Origin of the sequence: Scrofimicrobium sp. R131, from assembly GCF_040256745.1 — a bacterium.
Lineage (GTDB): Bacteria > Actinomycetota > Actinomycetes > Actinomycetales > Actinomycetaceae > Scrofimicrobium > Scrofimicrobium appendicitidis.
Window position 1 is genome coordinate 1,979,571 of sequence record NZ_CP138335.1, and the last position, 17,037, is coordinate 1,996,607.

The following is a 17,037-nucleotide window of genomic DNA, read 5'->3' on the forward strand; positions in this document are numbered from 1 at the left end:
CTACTGCCTGGACACCGGGTGCCACTGTCGGCTGGGGTCCAGAGACGGGGGTGCCTTCACCATCGGCACGCCCTGCGACATTTTTACCTGCCACCCGGATGTACCCAGGGTCCGGTGATGATGCCAGCAGAGCATCACCCCGTTGTCGGTGTGGGTTTTGCCCCCGTGCGCCCAGTCCTGCACGTGGTGAACCTCGCACCAGGCGGCCCGGACGTCGCAGCCGGGAATCACACACCCCCGGTCCCGGAAGGCAATTGCTTTCCGTTGGACACCGGTGAAGGTACGGGACTCGGAGCTGAGGGCCACCACGCGCCGCTTTTCGTTGAGCGCCAGGAACACCACCGCCCCCGAACAGGCCCCGTGCAAGACCGTGTCCTGGCTGACGGAGGTGGTCTCAAGGCCCAGCACCTGCCCGCCGCGTCCCTTTGACAGTGCCTCCAGGCTGGTCTGAACCATGACGGTGATCGGGGCGCCCCCGTGGGTAGGAATCTCTCCGTTGGCAGCGCGCGCGGCCGTGTGGAAGATAGCGGGCAACGCGTCGTGGCGCTGCTGGGTGGGGGTGGTTTCAGCCGGCCCGGACCGCTGGCGCGGAGAGTTGATCGCGTCGGCCAACGCCAGATAGGCGGCCGCCACCTCGGGGGTGAGCAGGCCGCTGACCCGGACCATGCCGTTGGGTTGGGGCGCCAGGTCAAAGGATCGGCTCTCAAACGTCCGCTTTTCTGCCTCACGCCGACGCGCCCCCAGTTCCCGCTCCCACGAGCCGGCCTGGGCCCGCAACTCACCCAGACTGGCCGCCAGCGCCGGATGCGCCGAACCGTCGCCATCCTGCCCGCTGGCCCGCGCCACCAGGTCGGCCTCAACCTGGGCACGCTGAATCGGGGTGGCCCCGGCCAGGTGGTCCAGCGTGTTGGCGATGATCTTCCCTGAAGCCTCAGATACCGTCCCCTGCCCCATCGCAGCGGCCAGTCGGGCCAGCGGCGGTTCAGCACCCGGCTCGCTGGCCTGCGGCAGAATTTTCTCTCCCAGCTGCTGCCGTTCACGCACGGCCCGGTAGGAGGACCCGGTCATCCGGCGCACCAGCTCATTACTGTCTTTGCATCCGTACTGCTGGCCGATCTCGCGGCCGCCCTCCCGCTCCACCCGGGCGGCCAACCCCGCCATCGAAGTTTGAGCCGTGTTGACGATTTGTCCCAGGATCTCAAGTGCCTGGACCGCCTCGCCCAACCCCATGGTTGCCACCGGGTCCAGCCCGGCCAATTCCTGCAGCTGACGGCGCAGATCAACCAGTGCCTCGATGCCGGTGGTCGCCGTCGCTGTGTCCATGTCTCAGCCTACCATTAATAGAACACTTGTTTCAATCCTCAATTTGAGTGAGGATCCCACCTACCTCGGACAAACACCGGTGGCCCGCTCCAAAACTTCGGAACGGGCCACCGGCAAATACCGACAGGTTACGACTTGGCCTGCAGCGTAACTCCCACCTCAATCAGCTGGCCGTCGCGGGCCACCTGCAGCTGGACGGTGTCGCCCACGCTAAAGCGTCGAACAAAACCGGTGAGCGAAGGACCGGACACCACCGGGTGGTCCCCAATCTGCAGGATCACATCCCCCACCTGGAGCCCTGCCTCGGCTGCGGCCGTTCCCGGCTGCACCTCCGCCACCACGGCCCCCATCCGGGTCTCGCCGTTCACCTCGGCCGAACCGGTCCCAATCTGGACCCCCAGCATCGAGTGCTGAGCCTGGCCGGTCTGGATGATTTGGTCCGCAATCAGCTTGACCAGGTCAACCGGAATCGCGAAGCCCAGGCCGATCGAGCCCGCCTCGGAACTGCCCGACGCCATCGAGGCGATCGACGAGTTGATCCCAATGACCGAACCCGTCTCGTCAAACAGCGGGCCGCCCGAGTTCCCCGGGTTGATCGAAGCGTCAATCTGGATCGCGTTGGTGACCACTGCCTCGGTCTGCTGAGTTTCCTCTCCGGGCAGCGGGAACCCAAACGGGTTCTCCGGCGAAGAGTTCTTCTGTTCGCCCGCGACCACCACGGGCCGGTCCAGCGCCGAAATCACGCCGGTGGTAACCGTGTCCGACAGTCCGAGCGGCGAACCCACCGCCATCACCGGCTGCCCGACCTGCAGGTCGTCCGAAGTGGACAGGCGCGCGGTGGTCAGGTTGTCCGGCGGATTGTCGAGGCGGATGACCGCCAGGTCGGTGGTCTGGTCGACCCCGACCACGGTGGCGCTGTAGAGGCGCCCGTCGTTCAGACTCACGGTCAGGGTGCCGCCCTCCAGCACGTTCGACACGACGTGGTGGTTGGTGATGATATTGCCGTCCTGATCAATGATCACCCCGGAGCCGGTGCCAGCTTCCCCGCCGCCCTCACTCTGAATGGTCACCACGGCGGGACGCACCGCCGCGGCCACCGCCTCCCAGTCCGGGTTGCCGGACGAGGTGGAGGTCACGGGCGGGGTGGTGCTCTCGGTGGTGGTGGATTGGTTGACGGCGCCGGTGGCATCGGTAATGGCCACGGTCGCACCGACGGAAACCAGCGCGGTCACCGCCATCGCCGCAATCAGACCTACCCAGCCAGGCCCCTTACTGGGGGCGCTTGGGCGCGGAACAGGTGCCCCGAAAACCGGCCCGGAAGTGGGCGGAGGGATCGGCCCGGACGGCGGGGGTGTGCCCGGCTGAACGCTGGGGGCCAGCGTCGGGACGGTCGGGCCCGGGTAGACGGGCCGAGTTGGGTCGGGTACCGGTCGAGCCGGGGGCGCCCACTGGCGCTGGGCCGGGTCGCCGGGCTGCTCCGCAGGGTGGCGGTCAGGTCCGTAACTATCACTCACTGGTGAAGCTCCTTTATCAAAACTTATCCATCAACATCTACATTGTGTGGGCAAGAGCCGTTAGTTTTCTGGATTGACCCTGGGAGATAACTGAGAAACGTGTAACCGGGACAGCGCGGCCTCGGTTCGGGCCGCCAGCTCGCGCAGGAGCGCGTCTGGACGAGGCATCACCACCTCGATCACCGACCGGCCGGACACCGGGGCAGCCAGCGCCGGCTCCAACTCGTCGAACCGGCTCACCCGCTCCGCCCGCCAGCCGGCCGCCTCCGCCAGCGCCACCACGTCCATCCGCGGCGCCACCGCAAAGTAGCGTTCGTACAGGTCCGCCGGCGCCCCGCCGTGCTCCAGCGAAGCAAAGATCGAGCCACCACCGTCATTGAGCACCACCACCTGCAGGTCCGCGGGCAGGCCCGGCTGTTGAACCAGGGTCGAGAGGTCAGCGGCAAACGCCAGATCGCCAATCACCGCTCGCACCGGTCGCCCCAGCCCGGAGGCGAGCCCCAGGGCACTGGCCACGGTCCCGTCGATCCCCGCCAGTCCGCGATTGGCGTACACCTGCGCCCGCGCGGGGGAAGCCGCCGCCAGGTCGAACCCACGAACCGCGTTCGAGGCGGACAACCAGAGGGCCACCTCCGGTTGGCTGGCCCAGAGCAGCCGGCTGATCGCCAGCAGGTTCAGTTCGGCGCCGGACACCTCCGCCACCACCTGCCCCACGCAGTCGGCCCCGGCCCGCCAGGTGGCCAGCCAACCGGGGTCGCCCGCTCCGCCGTCCGAGGCGGCCAGCCCGGCCACCACCACCTGGGCCGTGTAGGACTGGTCGGGATAGTCGGCGCGCGGGCTGACCACGATCTTGCGGACGTCGTGGCGTCCCAGCAGTGCCACCACGGGCCGGGACAGGGTCGGCCGCCCGGTCACCACCACCTGCTGAATGTCGCGCTGTTGGTACAGGTACCGCAAGAGCAGGGGGGTGTGCGGGACCCAGCTGGGAGAGGCCGTCGCCCCGGAGGAGGGCTCGGCCAGGATCGGCACCTGCCGGGCGGTGGCCGCCGCAATCACCGCGGGGTCCGCGCTGTCGCCCGCCACCACGACGGTCCACAGCGAGGGGTCCACCACCTCGTCCCAACTGGGCAGGGTCGGCGGGGTGGCCAGGTAAGTGGGGACGGGAACGGTCGGCAGCACCAGGTCGGAGGCAGGGACGAGCGGGTCGGCGAAAGCCACGTTCAGGTGGACCGGCCCGGGGGTGTCGCAGGCAGCGCGCAGCAGCCGGGTGAGGGGTGCCGCGGTCGCCACCCGCTCGCCGGAGCGGCCCGCCGGAATCGAGGCGGCCACGACGCCCGGGAAGATCCCCTCCTGGATCGTGGTTTGGGAGGCGCCCACCCCTCGCAGTTCGTGCGGCCGGTCAGCGGTGATCACCACCAGGGCCAGCCCCTGCAGGCGGGCCTCCTCCACCGCGGAATGCAACTCGGTGACCGCGGTGCCCGAGGTGGTGAAGACCGGCACGGGGACCGGCTGCCCGGCTTGGGCCGCCAGCGCCTTGGCCATCCCGAGCGCCCAGAACCCGGCGCTGCGCTCATCGGAGAAGGTGCCCACCCGGATCTGGCCCTCCGCCTCGGCCTGGGCCAGCGCGTAGGCAAACGGGGCGTTTCGGGAGCCGGGGCAGTAGGCCGCGACGGGCACGCGGGCCGCCAGCAGGGTGGCGATCAGGGTTTGCGCGGTCAGGATGGACGGGTTCTCAGTCACGGGCGTTCACCTCCGTCAGCATGGCTTCAGTTCGGGCCAGCCAGCGTTCCACCACCGAGCGGTCAGCGGCGCCGGCCACGGGCTCGGCCGTGAGTACGCGGGCAGCCCGGGCCACGTCCAGGTTTCCGCCGGCCGAGCGGAGCGGCTCAGCCACGACGTCGGTGGCCAGCAGCCGGGCGGTGTCGAGGCCGCAGGCGTGAGGCAGGTCGGGCAGGGCCGCCGCCAGTTGAACCCCCGCCGCCAGCCCGTACGAGGTGTCGATGGCGGAGGAGACCACCACCGGGAGCGGGAGCTGCCCGGCCAGGTCGAGGGCGGCCCGGACCCCGCCGAGCGGGGCCACTTTGATCACGGCCAGGTCGACTGCCCCGACCACGCTAAACGGGTCGTCGGCCCGGCGGATCGACTCGTCGGCGGCGATGGGCGGCTCCACCCGCTCGCGCACGGCGGCCAGGTCTTCAACCTCCCAGCAGGGCTGCTCCACGTATTCCAGCCCACCCACCGGGCCGGCCGCCCGCTGCAGGAACTCAATGGCGGCGCAGGCTTCGTCCCGGCTCCAACTGCCGTTGACGTCGATCCGAACGCGCGCGTCGGCGCCGAACTGGTCGGCCAGCACCTCGGCCACCGCCGCCACCCGGGCCGCGTCGGCGTCCAGGTCTACCCGCGGGTCGGCCACTTTGATTTTGGCGGTCCGACACCCCGCCTCCGCCGCCCGGGCGGCCGCCGCTGCGGGCGAGCTGACCGGGATGGTCACGTTGACCGGCACCTCGGTTCGGACCGGCGCCGGACCCGGCCGTGTCGCCTGGGCGAGGGCGCTGCGCAACCACTGGGCCGCCTCGTCCGGCTGATAGTCCAGGAACGGCGCGCATTCGCCCCAACCGTGCGGGCCGTGCACCAGCAGGCCCTCCCGGGAGTTCACCCCGCGAAAGGTGGTGGTCAGCGGCAGGTGAAAGATGATCGTGCGATCGATTCCGAGGTCCTCCCACCGGGTGGGGTGGCTCCACTCGGTCAGGGGCACATCCGTGAGCATAAGAGAAGTTGACACATGCTGAGTCTACCTGCGCCGGGGAGCCGCTACGCTGGGGGAATGATCATCCTGGCACTGGCCGCCGGCATCCTGGGGCTGGTGGTGTCGGCCGTCCTGCGCCGCTCCACCAAACCCCCGACCGGCGGCATCGTCGACGACCGCTTTATCTACCTGTCGCTCCCCGGGTTTTCACTGTTTTTGCTCGGGGTGGGGCTGCTGGGTCTGACCGTCCCCCTGGCCACCCACGCGCTGGGCCTGGTTGCCACGGTTGGGGCCGGACTGGTGGCGGCGGTCGGCGCCGTGCTGTCCGTTTGGGGGTTGTTTGCGCGGTCGGTGCCGGGTTGGGCGAAGCCCCGCTAGCGCCCCTGCAGCGCCATCCACTCGGCATAGCCGATTGGGTTCAGCTGCGACTTGATCTTGTACACCACCGCCGGGGTCGGGCCCAGGAAGTCGGCCCGGTCATTTTCCGAGTAGGAGGTGCCAAACTCGTAGTGCCACGGCTCGGGCCGGTCGGTGTCGGGGCCCAGGGCTGAGGGCAGGCGGAAACCGTAGCTGGGGCCGTGCTCCAGCATCCAGCTCACCTCGGGCGCGTCCCAGGTGGAGAAAATGTCCCAGTTGAAGTCAATGGCCTGACCGAACCCGTGGTTGGACTGACCCGGAATCGCGGTCATGTCGGGCGCATCCCAGTGCACCTGGTACTGGGAGGCCAGATCGCGGTAACCGTTCAAAATGGGCAGGTCCGTGCCGAACTGGAGGTGGTAGGCCTCGTTCAGGCGGATGAAGTTGTCCATTGCGGCGCACAGGAGCCGCTCGTTTGGCTGCCAGGGAATTGGGCAGAGCAGGTCGTCGGGCAGCTCCCCGTTGGAGACGCCGGTCAGGTCCGGCAGGTTTTGGGCGAGGCGTCGGTCCAGCTCCAACTGGGCGGCGTCCCCGGCCGCGGTTTCGGCCCGGGCCAGTTCGGTCAGCTGGCCATTCGCCAGGTCGTTGACCCGCATCCTGCCGGTGGCAACGGCCAGTTCCTGCTCGGTGAGCGCGGCGAGGGCCGAGTCGAACGCGGACGTGGCGGCGGCCAGCGCCCCCTGGTCCAGGGTCGAGCGAGTGATCTTGACCGGAATTGCGCGGGAGGTGCGCGCCTGAGCGGCCGACAGGGAGGTGACCGAGGTGGCGGCGGCAAACAGGGCGGACCGGGTGAGGTTTCCCTGCTCGTAGGCGCGCATCAGGTTGGTGGGCACACCGCTGATCAGCAGCCAGGAGGACTGGCCGGGATTGGCCCCGAGTTGGTCGGCCAGGTGGCGGTAGGCGTCGACCGCGTTGGCCCCGGAGTCGGACATCGATTCGAGCAGCGACAGGTTGGTTTCGTCCACCCGGCCGAGGCTCTGCCGGACCGCGCTAAGCAGGGCGGCATCCCCGGCGGCGGGGGCCAGCTCAACCAGGTAGTCGCGTTTGACCGTCTCTGCGGGAACCGGGCTCTTAGCGGAGGCGAGGCGGGGGGCGCTGAAACCGGTGGCCACGATCAGCAGCAGGGCCAGGAGCACGACGATGCCCGGGCTCAGCCGTTGACTGACCCGGGGATTGCTCGCCACCACTGCGTGTCGATTCCTCAGTTGCTCATTCACCCGAATGCGTTCTACCCGCCTACCGTGCCGCACAGTTATCCAGGAACAGTTTACCGGTCTTGCGGGGGCCTGGGAAGGTCAGATTCTTCCCAGTGATCGAACCATCACCGCCTTGATCGTGTGGAGGCGGTTCTCCGCCTGGTCGAAGACGATTGAGCGCGGCCCTTCGAACACCTCGTTGGTCACCTCGACCCCTTCCAGCCCGAACTGCTGGTAGACCTGGCGGCCAATGGTCGTGTTCAGGTCGTGGAACGCGGGCAGGCAGTGCATGAACTTGGCGTTCGGACCCGCGGTGGCCATCAGCGCCTCGTCGACTCGATAGGGCCGCAACAGCTGGATCCGTTCCGCCCAAACCTCGGCCGGCTCGCCCATCGAAACCCAGATATCGGTGTGGACAAAGTCGACCCCGGCCACCGCGGCCAGGTCCTCCGTCACGGTGATCCGGGCCCCGGTTTGGGCGGCAATTTCTTCCGCCTGGGCAATGACGTCGGCGGGGGGCCATAGGGCCTCTGGGGCGACGATCCGCACGTCGGCGCCCAGCAGCGCGCCGTTGACCAGCAGCGACCGACCCGTGTTGAACCGGGCATCGCCGACGTAGGCGTAGGCAACCTCGCTCAGGTTACGGCCCCCGGCGTGCTCTTTCATGGTCAGGGAGTCCGCCAGCATCTGGGTCGGGTGCCACTCGTCGGTGAGACCGTTCCAGACCGGGACCCCCGACAGCTCCGCCAGCGTCTCGACACTGCTCTGCCGGTCGCCCCGGTACTCGATCCCGTCGAAAAAGCGTCCCAGCACCCGCGCGGTGTCAGCCACCGACTCCTTGTGTCCCAGCTGGGAGCCACTGGGGTCCAGGTAGGTGGTGGAGGCGCCCTGGTCGGCCGCGGCCACCTCGAACGCGCACCGGGTTCGGGTGGAGGTCTTCTCAAACACGAGGGCAATGTTGCGGCCCCGCAGGTAGGGAACCTCGGTCCCGGTTCGCTTCTGTTCTTTTAGGATTCCGGCCAGTTCAATCAGGTCGGCCCACTGCTGAGCGGTGAAATCCGTTTCGCGCAGCAGGTGGGATCCGGGGGCAAAATAGCGGGAAAGATCAGTCATTACTTCAGGGTACCGGATCGACCTGTCGGCGCACCGCATACACTTAACTCATGAGCAGCCTTCCTTTTGTCTCCGACACGTTTGACCCCGCCCGCTGGCAGGAGGTCCCCGGTTTCACCTTCACCGACATCACCTACCATCGCGGCCGGTCCCGCGGGCCCCAGGACGGGGCTCCGACCGGCGCTCCCCTGCCCTGGGTTCGGATCGCCTTCGACCGGCCCGAGGTGCGGAACGCCTTCCGCCCCCAGACGGTGGACGAGTTGCTGGTGGCACTGGAGGATGCCCGCACCAACTCGGAGGTGGCCGCGGTGATCGTCACCGGGAACGGCCCCTCCGCCAAGGACGGGGGCTACGCCTTCAGTTCGGGCGGCGACCAGCGGGTGCGGGGGAAAGAGGGCTACCAGTACGGCCCCGCCGGCGACGCCCAGAGTCGGGCCCGCCACGGTCGGCTGCACATTTTGGAGGTTCAGCGCCTGATTCGCGCCACCCCGAAACCGGTGATCGCCGCGGTGAACGGGTGGGCCGCCGGGGGCGGACACTCCCTGGCGGTCGTCTGCGACCTGGCGGTGGCCAGCGCGGAGCACGCGCAGTTCATGCAGACCGACGCCAACGTCGGCTCCTTCGATGCGGGTTACGGCTCTGCCCTGCTGGCCCGCCAGGTGGGGGATCGCCGGGCCCGGGAAATCTTCTTCCTCGCCCGTCCCTACACCGCGCAGCAGGCGGAGTCGTGGGGGGCGGTCAACCAGGCGGTGCCCCACGCCCAGTTGGAGGAAACGGCCCTGGAGTACTGCCGGATCATCGCCACCAAGTCCCCGCAGGCGATCAGGATGCTGAAGTATGCGTTCAACCTGGTGGACGACGGGTTAGCCGGACAGCAGATGTTTGCCGGTGAGGCCACCCGGCTGGCCTACATGACCGAGGAGGCCCGGGAGGGACGCGACGCTTTCCTGGAGAAGCGGGACCCAGATTGGAGCCAGTTCCCCTACTACTACTAGTAGTGGCTGACCACCTTCGTGCCCATGTCCGCCCAGTCGTAAATGAACTTGGCGTCCACCGGCTGCATGTTGACGCATCCGTGCGAGCCACCGGGGCCGGTCCAACCGAAGGATGAACGCCAGGGCGCCCCGTGGAAGGCGTAGCCGCCGTGGAAGTAGGTCACCCAGGGCACGTCCTCAGTCAGGTACTTCGAGCCGTCGACGTTCTCGCCGCGCATGTCCTGCAGCTCGTACTTCAGGTAGACGTTGAACTCGCCGTCCACCGTTGGGGTGCGGGGTTCGCCCGGGACCATGTACCAGGGGCCGCCGACAACATCGGTGCCCTCGTAGGCGGTGACGGTGGCGTTGGTCAGGTTCAGGTCCAGCCACTTCTCACCCTCGGCCGGGCGGTAGATCCAGTCTTCCGTCCCGGGCAGGGCCGGCCGGTCCGTCCAGGTGGCCGGCAGGTCGTCGTAGGTGAAGTCAAAGGACAGGTCGGAGCTGGATCGGAGCGCCTGCTCGAAGGCCGGCGCCACCTCGGCCACGTTGTTCACCCCGTAGCCGTCTTCGGCGGGCAGGGAGGTGGCGACGACGTTGCCGCTGGCATCCACATTTCGCAGTCCGTTGACCGGCTGGTCTGTCGTTTCGTCGGCGAAGTCCTGCGCCCACTTGGTCACCAGGTCCGCCTTCAGGGTGGGATGATACCCGTCGTCCCCCTGCTTGAACTCGATCCAGGACACCCGGGTGTCGTGATCGGGCGAGGTGGAATCGGGGTAGTTGTCGTTCAGCGTCAGCTCAGCGGTCAGGAAGTGGTTGGCTTCCTGCACGGCCGCGGTCGCTGCCTCCGTGGTGATGGCGGGGTCCTGGACCGACACGGGGGCGGTCACAGAGGCCGGTTGCAGAGACTGGGCGGCCCGCTCCAGTTCCCCGCGGAGGGCATCCCGATCGACCGTCTGGCCCGGCTGCGCCTCTTTGGCAAAGAAGGTGCCCGAATCGGGATCGTAGACGGCGGCCGCGTCGACCGCCCCCGACTGTTCCGGCCCGATCAAAGAGTCGGCGAAAGTCCCGAACGCGGCGTCGTCCACCGTCACCACCGGTTCAATCTGAACGGTCCCGAACAGGCCGCGCAGGAACCCGCCGACCGAGCGCGAGGCTGCCAGCACCTGGTCAACCGTGGCCGCCTCGTCCACCTTGACCCCGGCCTCAGCCAGGACGACCGGCTGCGGGTCGGCGTCAAGCACGGTGAGCTGCACCTGCTGGTCTGCCTGGTGCGACTTCAGGGTCTGCGCCAGCGCGGCCTGAGTTTGGCCCCCGACGGAGATTTCACCGATTTTCGCTCCCGGGAGAGCGTGGGTGCGGAAAAAGAAAAACAGTGACGTAACCGCAATCACTAAAATCAGCAAAATGATCGAGAGCACAAAGACAATTTGGCGGGGCCGGGTGGAGAGAAGATTCTTCATGATGCAGCCATTCTATCGGCCCGCAGAGCCGCTGACGATGTTGGGTGGCCAACACGGAAAGACTGTGTCCTAAAGTAGATTCATGCCCGCAAGTACCACCCCGGAATTCCCGGCAGAGATCATTCGCGTCCGGTTGGAGCAAAGCTCCGTTGACCTGCTCGTAGAGGCCATCAAACAGCGGCTATTTGGGACGGTACGACGCCCGCTGATCGTGCTGGGAACAGAGGACAAACAGGTCGAAAAGGCACTGCAAAACCTGCCTCCAGCGACCCTGACTTCAGATGTGATTTTGGCCACTTCCGGTTCCACGCGGGGCCGACCGCACCTAGTGGGACTGTCCTGGGAGGCGCTGAGAGCTTCGGCCGGTCGCACCATCGACTTTCTCGGCCCGGCTCGGTGGCTGCTGCCGCTGCCCCCGCACCACATCGCCGGGTTCCAGGTGCTGGTGCGCAGCGTCCTGCTCGGGGTCTCCCCCCTGGTGGTCGGCCGAACCGAGGACATTCCCGCCGCCGTGGCCGCCGCCCGGGAGCCACTCATCACCTCGCTGGTGCCCACCCAGTTGCGCCGACTCCAGGGCGAAGACCTGTCCGGCCTGAGCCGGATCCTGGTGGGCGGGGCTCGACTCGACCCGGCACTCGCCCGCCAGTGCGCCCACCTGCCGCTGGTAACCACCTACGGAATGACCGAAACCTGCGGCGGGTGCGTCTACAACTCCCGCCCCCTGCCGGGCATCGGGGTGCGGATCGAGTCCGGCCTGGTGCACCTGTCCGGGCCGGTGCTAATGGACGGGTACCTGGGCGAGCCCAGCCCGCTGGTCACCCTGGATGGCACCCGCTACCTGGTCACCAGTGACCTTGGCCGGATGGACGAGGGGCGGCTCACCATCGAGGGGCGGGCCGACCACGTCATCATCTCCGGTGGGGAAAACCTCTCGCCCGGAACCATCGAGGAGGCGATCGGCAGTTGGCGCCCGGACCTGAACGCGGTCGTGATCGGGGTGGACGATCCCGACTGGGGTCAGGTCGCCGTCGCGGCGCTGGAGGGGGCGGGGTCGCCGGCCCTGGTTGGTCCCGAGCTTCGCGCCGCCGTGTCCGCCCAGCTCGGGGCGCACCACGCCCCCCGTGCGGTCGTGTTCGTCGGGGACCTGCCCCTGCTCAGTTCCGGTAAAGTGGATCGTCGCCGACTGGTTGTCACGGTGACCGAAATGATTAGCAAGCAAGACTGCTGGAGCGTCGATTAACCCATGAGTTCACACCTACCTGAGCTGCCCGCTCGTCCTACCTGGCGCGACTGGTTGGAGGGGGCCCGGCTGAGGACCCTGCCGGCCGCGGCCGCTCCGGTCCTGGTTGGGGCCGGGGCCGCAGCTCAACTGGGGGCTTTCTCGTGGGGGAAATCGGTGCTGGCCCTGCTGGTGGCGCTGCTGCTGCAGGTGGGGGTGAACTTCGCCAACGACTACTCCGACGGCATTCGCGGCACCGACCAGGTGCGGGTGGGGCCGGTCCGGCTGACCGCCTCGGGCCTGGTGCCGCAGCGGCAGGTGCTGGCGCTGGCCCTGGGCTGTTTTGCCCTGGCGGGGCTGGCGGGCCTCGCGCTGGTGGCCTGGGCCGGAACCTGGTGGTTCCTGCTGGTGGGGGCCCTGGCGATCGCGGTGGCCTGGTTCTACACCGGGGGGAAGAACCCGTACGGCTACCTGGGGGTGGGCCTGTCCGAGCTTTTCGTCTTCGTCTTCTTTGGCCTGGTGGCCACGGTGGGCACCAACTGGGTTCAGGCCTATGCGGCTCCAGCCTGGCTTTGGCTGGCCGCTTCCGGGATGGGCTTGGCCTCCGTCTCCCTGCTGCTGGTGAACAACCTCCGCGACATTCCCACCGACCGGGAGGTGGGGAAGACCACCGTCGCCGTGCGGATGGGGGATCGCGCCTCGCGCCTGGTGTTCCTGGCGCTGCTGGTGGCCGCCTCCCTCCTGGGTGCGGGCGGCTTGGCCCTCGGGGCCAGCTGGGTGTGGGCGCTCTGGCTGGCCGTCGTCCTGCTGGTGGTCAGCATTCCCGCGGCGCTACCCGTGCTGGCCGGCGCCACCGGGCCGGGCCTGATCGTGGCCCTGCGCAACACCGGACTGTACACGCTAATCTACGGTGTCCTGGTCGGGGCGCTGCTGGCGCTGTAGCCCGGTCGCGCGCAAACTCAACTATCCTAGAAACATGCCAAGAGTCATGCTGTTTGCTTTCGCCATTGGGGTGACGCTGTACGCCCTGCTTGACTGGGGCATGAATTCGAAGTCACAGACGCCCGGTGGGCTGTCCCGCTGGCTGTGGCTGGCAGTGATCATCATCTTCCCGATCATCGGCCCGGCCGCCTGGGTGATCTTGCGGCTGGTGGGCCAGGCAGAACGCAAGCGCGGCCCAACCGCGGCGCCCCCGCCTCAACGCGGAGCTCCCGACGACGACTCCGAGTACCTGCGGGAGTGGTCGGACCGGATTGCCCGGCGCCAGCGGAAGTCCCCTCCCCCGGAAAAGCCGAAGGATGAGGACGAGGAGGATTAGCCCTCGTTGACCCGGGCCACCGAGGCGCCGGGGGTGACGTCGGCCGCCTCGTGCAGCAGGTGCCCGGCCGGCTCCGTGTAGCTCCACCCGACCAGCGTGTGGTCGTCAAACAGCAGCGACGTGAGCGAGGCGAGCGAACATTCGCGCCAAAGAGGATTGTGGGCCAGCGGCTTGCCCTGAATGAAACGCTGCACCATCACGATCGGAAGCTGATGCGAGACCAGCAGTGCCTCGTGCCCCCAGGCTTCGTCAATGGCCGAGGAGATGGCGCTGCACATCCGCTCACGGATCAGTCGGTAGGGCTCCCCCCAGGACGGCTCCAGCGGGCGCACGTAGCGGGACCAGTTCCGCGGGTGGGCCAGCGCCCACCGGTTCCCGTTGACGTTCTCACCCTGAAAAGTCGATCCCGCCTCGACCAGGCGCGGGTCCGCCTCGATCGGCAGGTGGTAGGCGAGGGCGGTCGGCAGCGCGGTTTCCTGGGCCCGCAGTAGCGGCGAGGCGATCACCCGGGTGATGTCGCGCTCCTCCAGGCTCAGGTACTGCGCCACCTCGGACGCCATCTCCCGGCCGAGCGGGGTGAGGGAAAATTGGGGAAGGCGGCCGTAGAGGACGCCGTCGGGGTTATCCACTTCACCGTGGCGGAGCAGGTGCACTGTCGTAAAGGCCATGGCTCTAGTTTCGCACGGAACCCGCCCGCCCCCGCAACCGGAGTCACCTCCTCGACCCGGCCAAAAAGTCCTAGGCTAGCGCTATGGAGAAAACCAACCCGGAGGCCCGCTCGATCGGGGCCTTCTTTGACGTCGACGAAACCCTGGTGCGCGGAGCCACCGCCTTTTGGGCGGCTCGAGAAATGTTCTCCCAGGGGTTCTTCAGCCTGCGCGACCTGCAGTACGCAGCCCGGCAGACCCTTCGCTTTGTCCTGCTGGGGGAAAACGCGGGCAAGATCGGCGAGTTTGGTGACCGGGCCGCGAAGGTGCTGGAGGGAAACTCGGTGGAGCATCTGCTGCACCTGAGCGAAAAGGTCTACGACCAGTACTTCGTCCCCCACGTCTACCAGGCGACCTACGAGCGCCTGAAGGAACACAGTGCGGCCGGTCACCAGGTGTGGCTTATTTCGGCCACCCCCTGGCTGTTGGCCGAGGTGATTGCCCGCCGGCTGGGAGCCTCGGGCGGGGTGGGAACGCGGATGCAGGTTTCCGGCGACCGCCTGATCGGGAAGCTGGAAGGTCACCTGGTCCACGGCCCCGGGAAGGTGAAGGTGCTGAAGGAGATTGCCGAGGAGCACCAGATTGATCTGTCCCGGTCGTGGGCCTACTCCGACTCGGCCAACGACATTCCGATGCTCAGCGCCGTTGGGCATCCGGTGGCGGTTAACCCGGATCGGGAACTGACCGAATATGCGCGCCAGCAAAACTGGGAGATCCTCAATGCCCGCGAGCGGCGCGACGTGATCCGACGCGGGGCGATCATGGCGGCCCTGGTGGTCGGCGGGGGGACTGCCGTCGTCTGGTCGGCCTGGAAGCTGGCGAGGCTCGCCCCCCGGACCCGCTGACATGCTTGAAGCCCAGATCCCGCGGGATCTGGGCTTCAAAACCAAAGCTTAGAACTACTTCTTGTTCCGGCGCTGGTGACGAGTCTTGCGCAGTTGCTTACGGTGCTTCTTCTTCGACATGCGCTTGCGGCGCTTCTTTACTACGGATCCCATAGAGTCCTCCCCTCGTCACATCGACACGCCCCTGCCGGCCCGATCAGCGATCTACGTTTGGCTCAGGCAGTGGCCCACAACAGTTACAACGCGGAATATCTTACCCGCCCAAACTCGATTGTTGTTCATCGGCCCATGTGATATCGAGTAATTCTTTCACCGCCACCGAGGGGATCCGAAAGCTCTTTCCCGCCCGAACGGCCGGAAGCTCACCGGAATGGATGAGCCGATAGACGGTCATCCTCGATACCCGCATCAGCTCAGCAACCTCGTTAACCGTCAGCAGTTTCGGTACGGGCTGTGGCTCCACCATTGCTACCCCTCTTACTTCCAGCACCAGGCTGTGAACAGCGCTTTTCGGGCGCGACTGAGTCCAATGAAGGTCAGTCTAGCGCACTTTCGCCCACGTCAGGGGAATATCAAAACCAAAACCAGACCAGATCCTGGAGACTTCCCCATTAAACGCTCATAAACTTCACAGGGAAGAGCGGCAGCGTACTATGGAGCCATTCAGGGCGCCCGGCAGCAGGAGAAACATGGGGATCAGACGGCACCGAGGGTCGCTGCCAGACGGCAGCCGGAAAGAGTGGCGCACCCATCGCTGGCTCGTCCCCGGTCGCAACTCCAACCCGGTTCGCGTCCTCCCGCCACCCCATTCCCGGTCCCGGGTCAAGTGGTGGCAGGTGCACCGCCGGGTGGCCCGCTGGTTTGAGCACCTGGCCCAGCGCTCCCCCGCCCGCGCCACCCTGCTGGTGTTCCTGGCAATCATCACCGCCATCACCGGCCTCCTCTCCCTGCCGATCGCCACCACCTCGGGCGAGCGGGCCCCGTTCATCGACGCCCTGTTCACCGCGGTCTCGGCCGTCTGCGTCACCGGGCTGACGACGGTGGACACCGCGACCTACTGGTCTCACTTCGGCCAGGGGGTCATGGTTCTCGGCGTCTTCATCGGCGGCCTGGGCGTGATGACGCTGGCCTCGCTGCTGGCGCTGGTGGTGTCCAGCCACCTGGGGCTGACCCAGAGGATGCTGGCCTCCTCGGCCACCGGTTCGCGCGGGATGAGCGACGTCGGCCAAATTCTGACCAACGTCATGATGGTCTCCCTGGTGGTGGAGGGCGGCGTCTTCGTGGCGCTCAGCCTGCGGTTCCTCACCTTGGGTTTCACCGTGCCGGACGCGCTTTGGAGCGGCCTGTTCATGGCTATCTCCTCGTTCAACAACGCGGGCTTCGTCAACCTGGAGGGTGGGGCCGCCTCGTTCGTGGGCGACTGGGGGTTCCTGCTGCCCATCATCCTGGCGGCCACGGTGGGGGCGCTCGGGTTCCCGGTGCTGAACGACTTTATCCGGAACCCGCGGAAGCCCCGCCGCTGGACGCTGCACTCGAAAATGACCCTGTCGGTCTTCGGGGGCCTGTTCTTCCTCTCCGTCATTTCGACCGCCGTGCTGGAGTGGAACAACCCGGGCACGTTCGGCCACCTGGCCGGCTCGGAGAAAGTGCTGAACTCGCTGCTGTCGGGGATCAACTCCCGTTCCCTCGGCATTTCCGCGATTGACACCTCCGCGCAGGAGTCCACCACCGTCTTCCTGACCGGGATCTTCATGTTTATCGGGGGCGGGTCGGCGTCAACCGCGGGCGGGATCAAGGTGACGACGTTCGCCGTCCTGTTCCTGGCGGTGCTGGCCGAAGCGAAAGGCTCCCACGACGTGGAGGTCTACGGCCGGCGCCTGCGTTTTGGCACGGTGCGCCTGGCGGTTTCGGTCCTGTTCATCTCCACCGCCATGGTGCTGCTGGCGGCATTCCTGCTGCTGGCGATGACGAACCTGCCGCTGGAGGCGGTTATCTTCGAGACGATTTCGGCCTTCGGCACGGTCGGATTGTCGCTGGGAATCACGCCGCATCTGCCCGCTGCAGCCAAGGCGGTGCTGGTCTTTCTGATGTTTGCCGGTCGGCTGGGACCGATGACTTTCGCCACCGCTTTGGCCCTGCGGGAAAAGAGTAGACTGGTGCGGATGCCTGAGTCGCGTCCCATCGTTGGTTGATTTCTGGAGGAAT

17 protein-coding genes are annotated in these 17,037 nt (G+C 67.4%); 7 read left to right on the top strand and 10 right to left on the bottom strand.

From position 1 onward, the window contains the following. The 4 genes from SAC06_RS09110 to SAC06_RS09125 form a co-directional block, all read right to left on the bottom strand. Positions 1–1,323 (bottom strand): HNH endonuclease signature motif containing protein, encoded by a 1,323-nt coding sequence (locus SAC06_RS09110; RefSeq protein WP_350257983.1) that lies wholly within the window; start codon positions 1,321–1,323, stop codon positions 1–3. 128 nt (positions 1,324–1,451) lie between these two features. Beyond that, positions 1,452–2,837 (bottom strand): S1C family serine protease, encoded by a 1,386-nt coding sequence (locus SAC06_RS09115; protein WP_350257984.1) that lies wholly within the window; start codon positions 2,835–2,837, stop codon positions 1,452–1,454. A 60-nt stretch (positions 2,838–2,897) separates the two neighbouring features. Beyond that, complete coding sequence (menD, locus tag SAC06_RS09120) at positions 2,898–4,577, bottom strand: 2-succinyl-5-enolpyruvyl-6-hydroxy-3-cyclohexene-1-carboxylic-acid synthase (RefSeq protein ID WP_350257985.1); 1,680 nt, start codon at positions 4,575–4,577, stop codon at positions 2,898–2,900. Continuing rightward, the gene (locus tag SAC06_RS09125) at positions 4,570–5,619 is read right to left on the bottom strand and encodes an o-succinylbenzoate synthase (RefSeq protein WP_350257986.1); all 1,050 of its coding nucleotides are present in this window, start codon (positions 5,617–5,619) and stop codon (positions 4,570–4,572) included. The genes menD and SAC06_RS09125 overlap by 8 nt, the downstream gene beginning before the upstream one ends. A 42-nt stretch (positions 5,620–5,661) precedes the next feature. Here SAC06_RS09125 and SAC06_RS09130 point away from each other — a divergent pair, with 42 nt between their 5' ends. After that, positions 5,662–5,961: a hypothetical protein gene (locus SAC06_RS09130; RefSeq protein WP_350257987.1), complete on the top strand. Its 300-nt coding sequence runs from the start codon at positions 5,662–5,664 to the stop codon at positions 5,959–5,961. Here SAC06_RS09130 and SAC06_RS09135 read toward each other — a convergent pair. Both SAC06_RS09135 and argF read right to left on the bottom strand, forming a co-directional pair. Next, the gene (locus SAC06_RS09135) at positions 5,958–7,184 is read right to left on the bottom strand and encodes a M15 family metallopeptidase (protein ID WP_350257988.1); all 1,227 of its coding nucleotides are present in this window, start codon (positions 7,182–7,184) and stop codon (positions 5,958–5,960) included. The genes SAC06_RS09130 and SAC06_RS09135 overlap by 4 nt on opposite strands. Positions 7,185–7,295: 111 nt before the next feature. Next, positions 7,296–8,309 carry an ornithine carbamoyltransferase gene (gene argF, locus SAC06_RS09140; RefSeq protein ID WP_350257989.1) on the bottom strand — a complete coding sequence of 338 codons (1,014 nt, stop codon included), beginning with the start codon at positions 8,307–8,309 and terminating at the stop codon, positions 7,296–7,298. A 50-nt stretch (positions 8,310–8,359) separates the two neighbouring features. Between argF and SAC06_RS09145 the strand changes: the two genes are divergently transcribed. Continuing rightward, positions 8,360–9,304, top strand: coding sequence for a 1,4-dihydroxy-2-naphthoyl-CoA synthase (locus SAC06_RS09145; RefSeq protein WP_350257990.1), 945 nt, complete (start codon positions 8,360–8,362; stop codon positions 9,302–9,304). Here the strand turns inward: SAC06_RS09145 and SAC06_RS09150 are convergent. Beyond that, a complete protein-coding gene (locus SAC06_RS09150; protein ID WP_350257991.1) occupies positions 9,301–10,743 on the bottom strand; it encodes a L,D-transpeptidase family protein in 1,443 nt (480 codons plus the stop codon). The genes SAC06_RS09145 and SAC06_RS09150 overlap by 4 nt on opposite strands. Positions 10,744–10,825: 82 nt before the next feature. Here SAC06_RS09150 and SAC06_RS09155 point away from each other — a divergent pair, with 82 nt between their 5' ends. The 3 genes from SAC06_RS09155 to SAC06_RS09165 are packed head-to-tail and all read left to right on the top strand — an operon-like array spanning position 10,826 to position 13,280. Then, entirely contained in the window at positions 10,826–11,983 is a 1,158-nt protein-coding gene (locus tag SAC06_RS09155; RefSeq protein ID WP_350257992.1) for an AMP-binding protein, read from the top strand. Between the two features lie 3 nt (positions 11,984–11,986). Next, positions 11,987–12,904 carry a 1,4-dihydroxy-2-naphthoate polyprenyltransferase gene (locus SAC06_RS09160; RefSeq protein ID WP_350257993.1) on the top strand — a complete coding sequence of 306 codons (918 nt, stop codon included), beginning with the start codon at positions 11,987–11,989 and terminating at the stop codon, positions 12,902–12,904. A gap of 34 nt (positions 12,905–12,938) precedes the next feature. Next, a complete protein-coding gene (locus SAC06_RS09165) occupies positions 12,939–13,280 on the top strand; it encodes a PLD nuclease N-terminal domain-containing protein (RefSeq protein WP_350257994.1) in 342 nt (113 codons plus the stop codon). Here SAC06_RS09165 and SAC06_RS09170 read toward each other — a convergent pair. Continuing rightward, positions 13,277–13,948 carry a histidine phosphatase family protein gene (locus SAC06_RS09170; RefSeq protein WP_350257995.1) on the bottom strand — a complete coding sequence of 224 codons (672 nt, stop codon included), beginning with the start codon at positions 13,946–13,948 and terminating at the stop codon, positions 13,277–13,279. The genes SAC06_RS09165 and SAC06_RS09170 overlap by 4 nt on opposite strands. An 83-nt stretch (positions 13,949–14,031) precedes the next feature. On the opposite strand from SAC06_RS09170, the gene SAC06_RS09175 reads away from it, so the two are divergent. Then, positions 14,032–14,832, top strand: a complete 801-nt coding sequence (locus tag SAC06_RS09175; RefSeq protein ID WP_350257996.1) for an HAD-IB family hydrolase — start codon at positions 14,032–14,034, stop codon at positions 14,830–14,832. A gap of 54 nt (positions 14,833–14,886) precedes the next feature. Here the strand turns inward: SAC06_RS09175 and SAC06_RS09180 are convergent, their stop codons facing one another. Next, positions 14,887–14,985 carry a 30S ribosomal protein bS22 gene (locus SAC06_RS09180; RefSeq protein ID WP_074712200.1) on the bottom strand — a complete coding sequence of 33 codons (99 nt, stop codon included), beginning with the start codon at positions 14,983–14,985 and terminating at the stop codon, positions 14,887–14,889. Positions 14,986–15,085: 100 nt separating this feature from the next. Then, positions 15,086–15,298, bottom strand: coding sequence for a helix-turn-helix domain-containing protein (locus SAC06_RS09185; protein ID WP_350257997.1), 213 nt, complete (start codon positions 15,296–15,298; stop codon positions 15,086–15,088). Positions 15,299–15,521: 223 nt separating this feature from the next. Here SAC06_RS09185 and SAC06_RS09190 point away from each other — a divergent pair, with 223 nt between their 5' ends. Beyond that, entirely contained in the window at positions 15,522–17,024 is a 1,503-nt protein-coding gene (locus tag SAC06_RS09190) for a TrkH family potassium uptake protein (protein WP_350257998.1), read from the top strand. Positions 17,025–17,037: the final 13 nt, after the last annotated feature.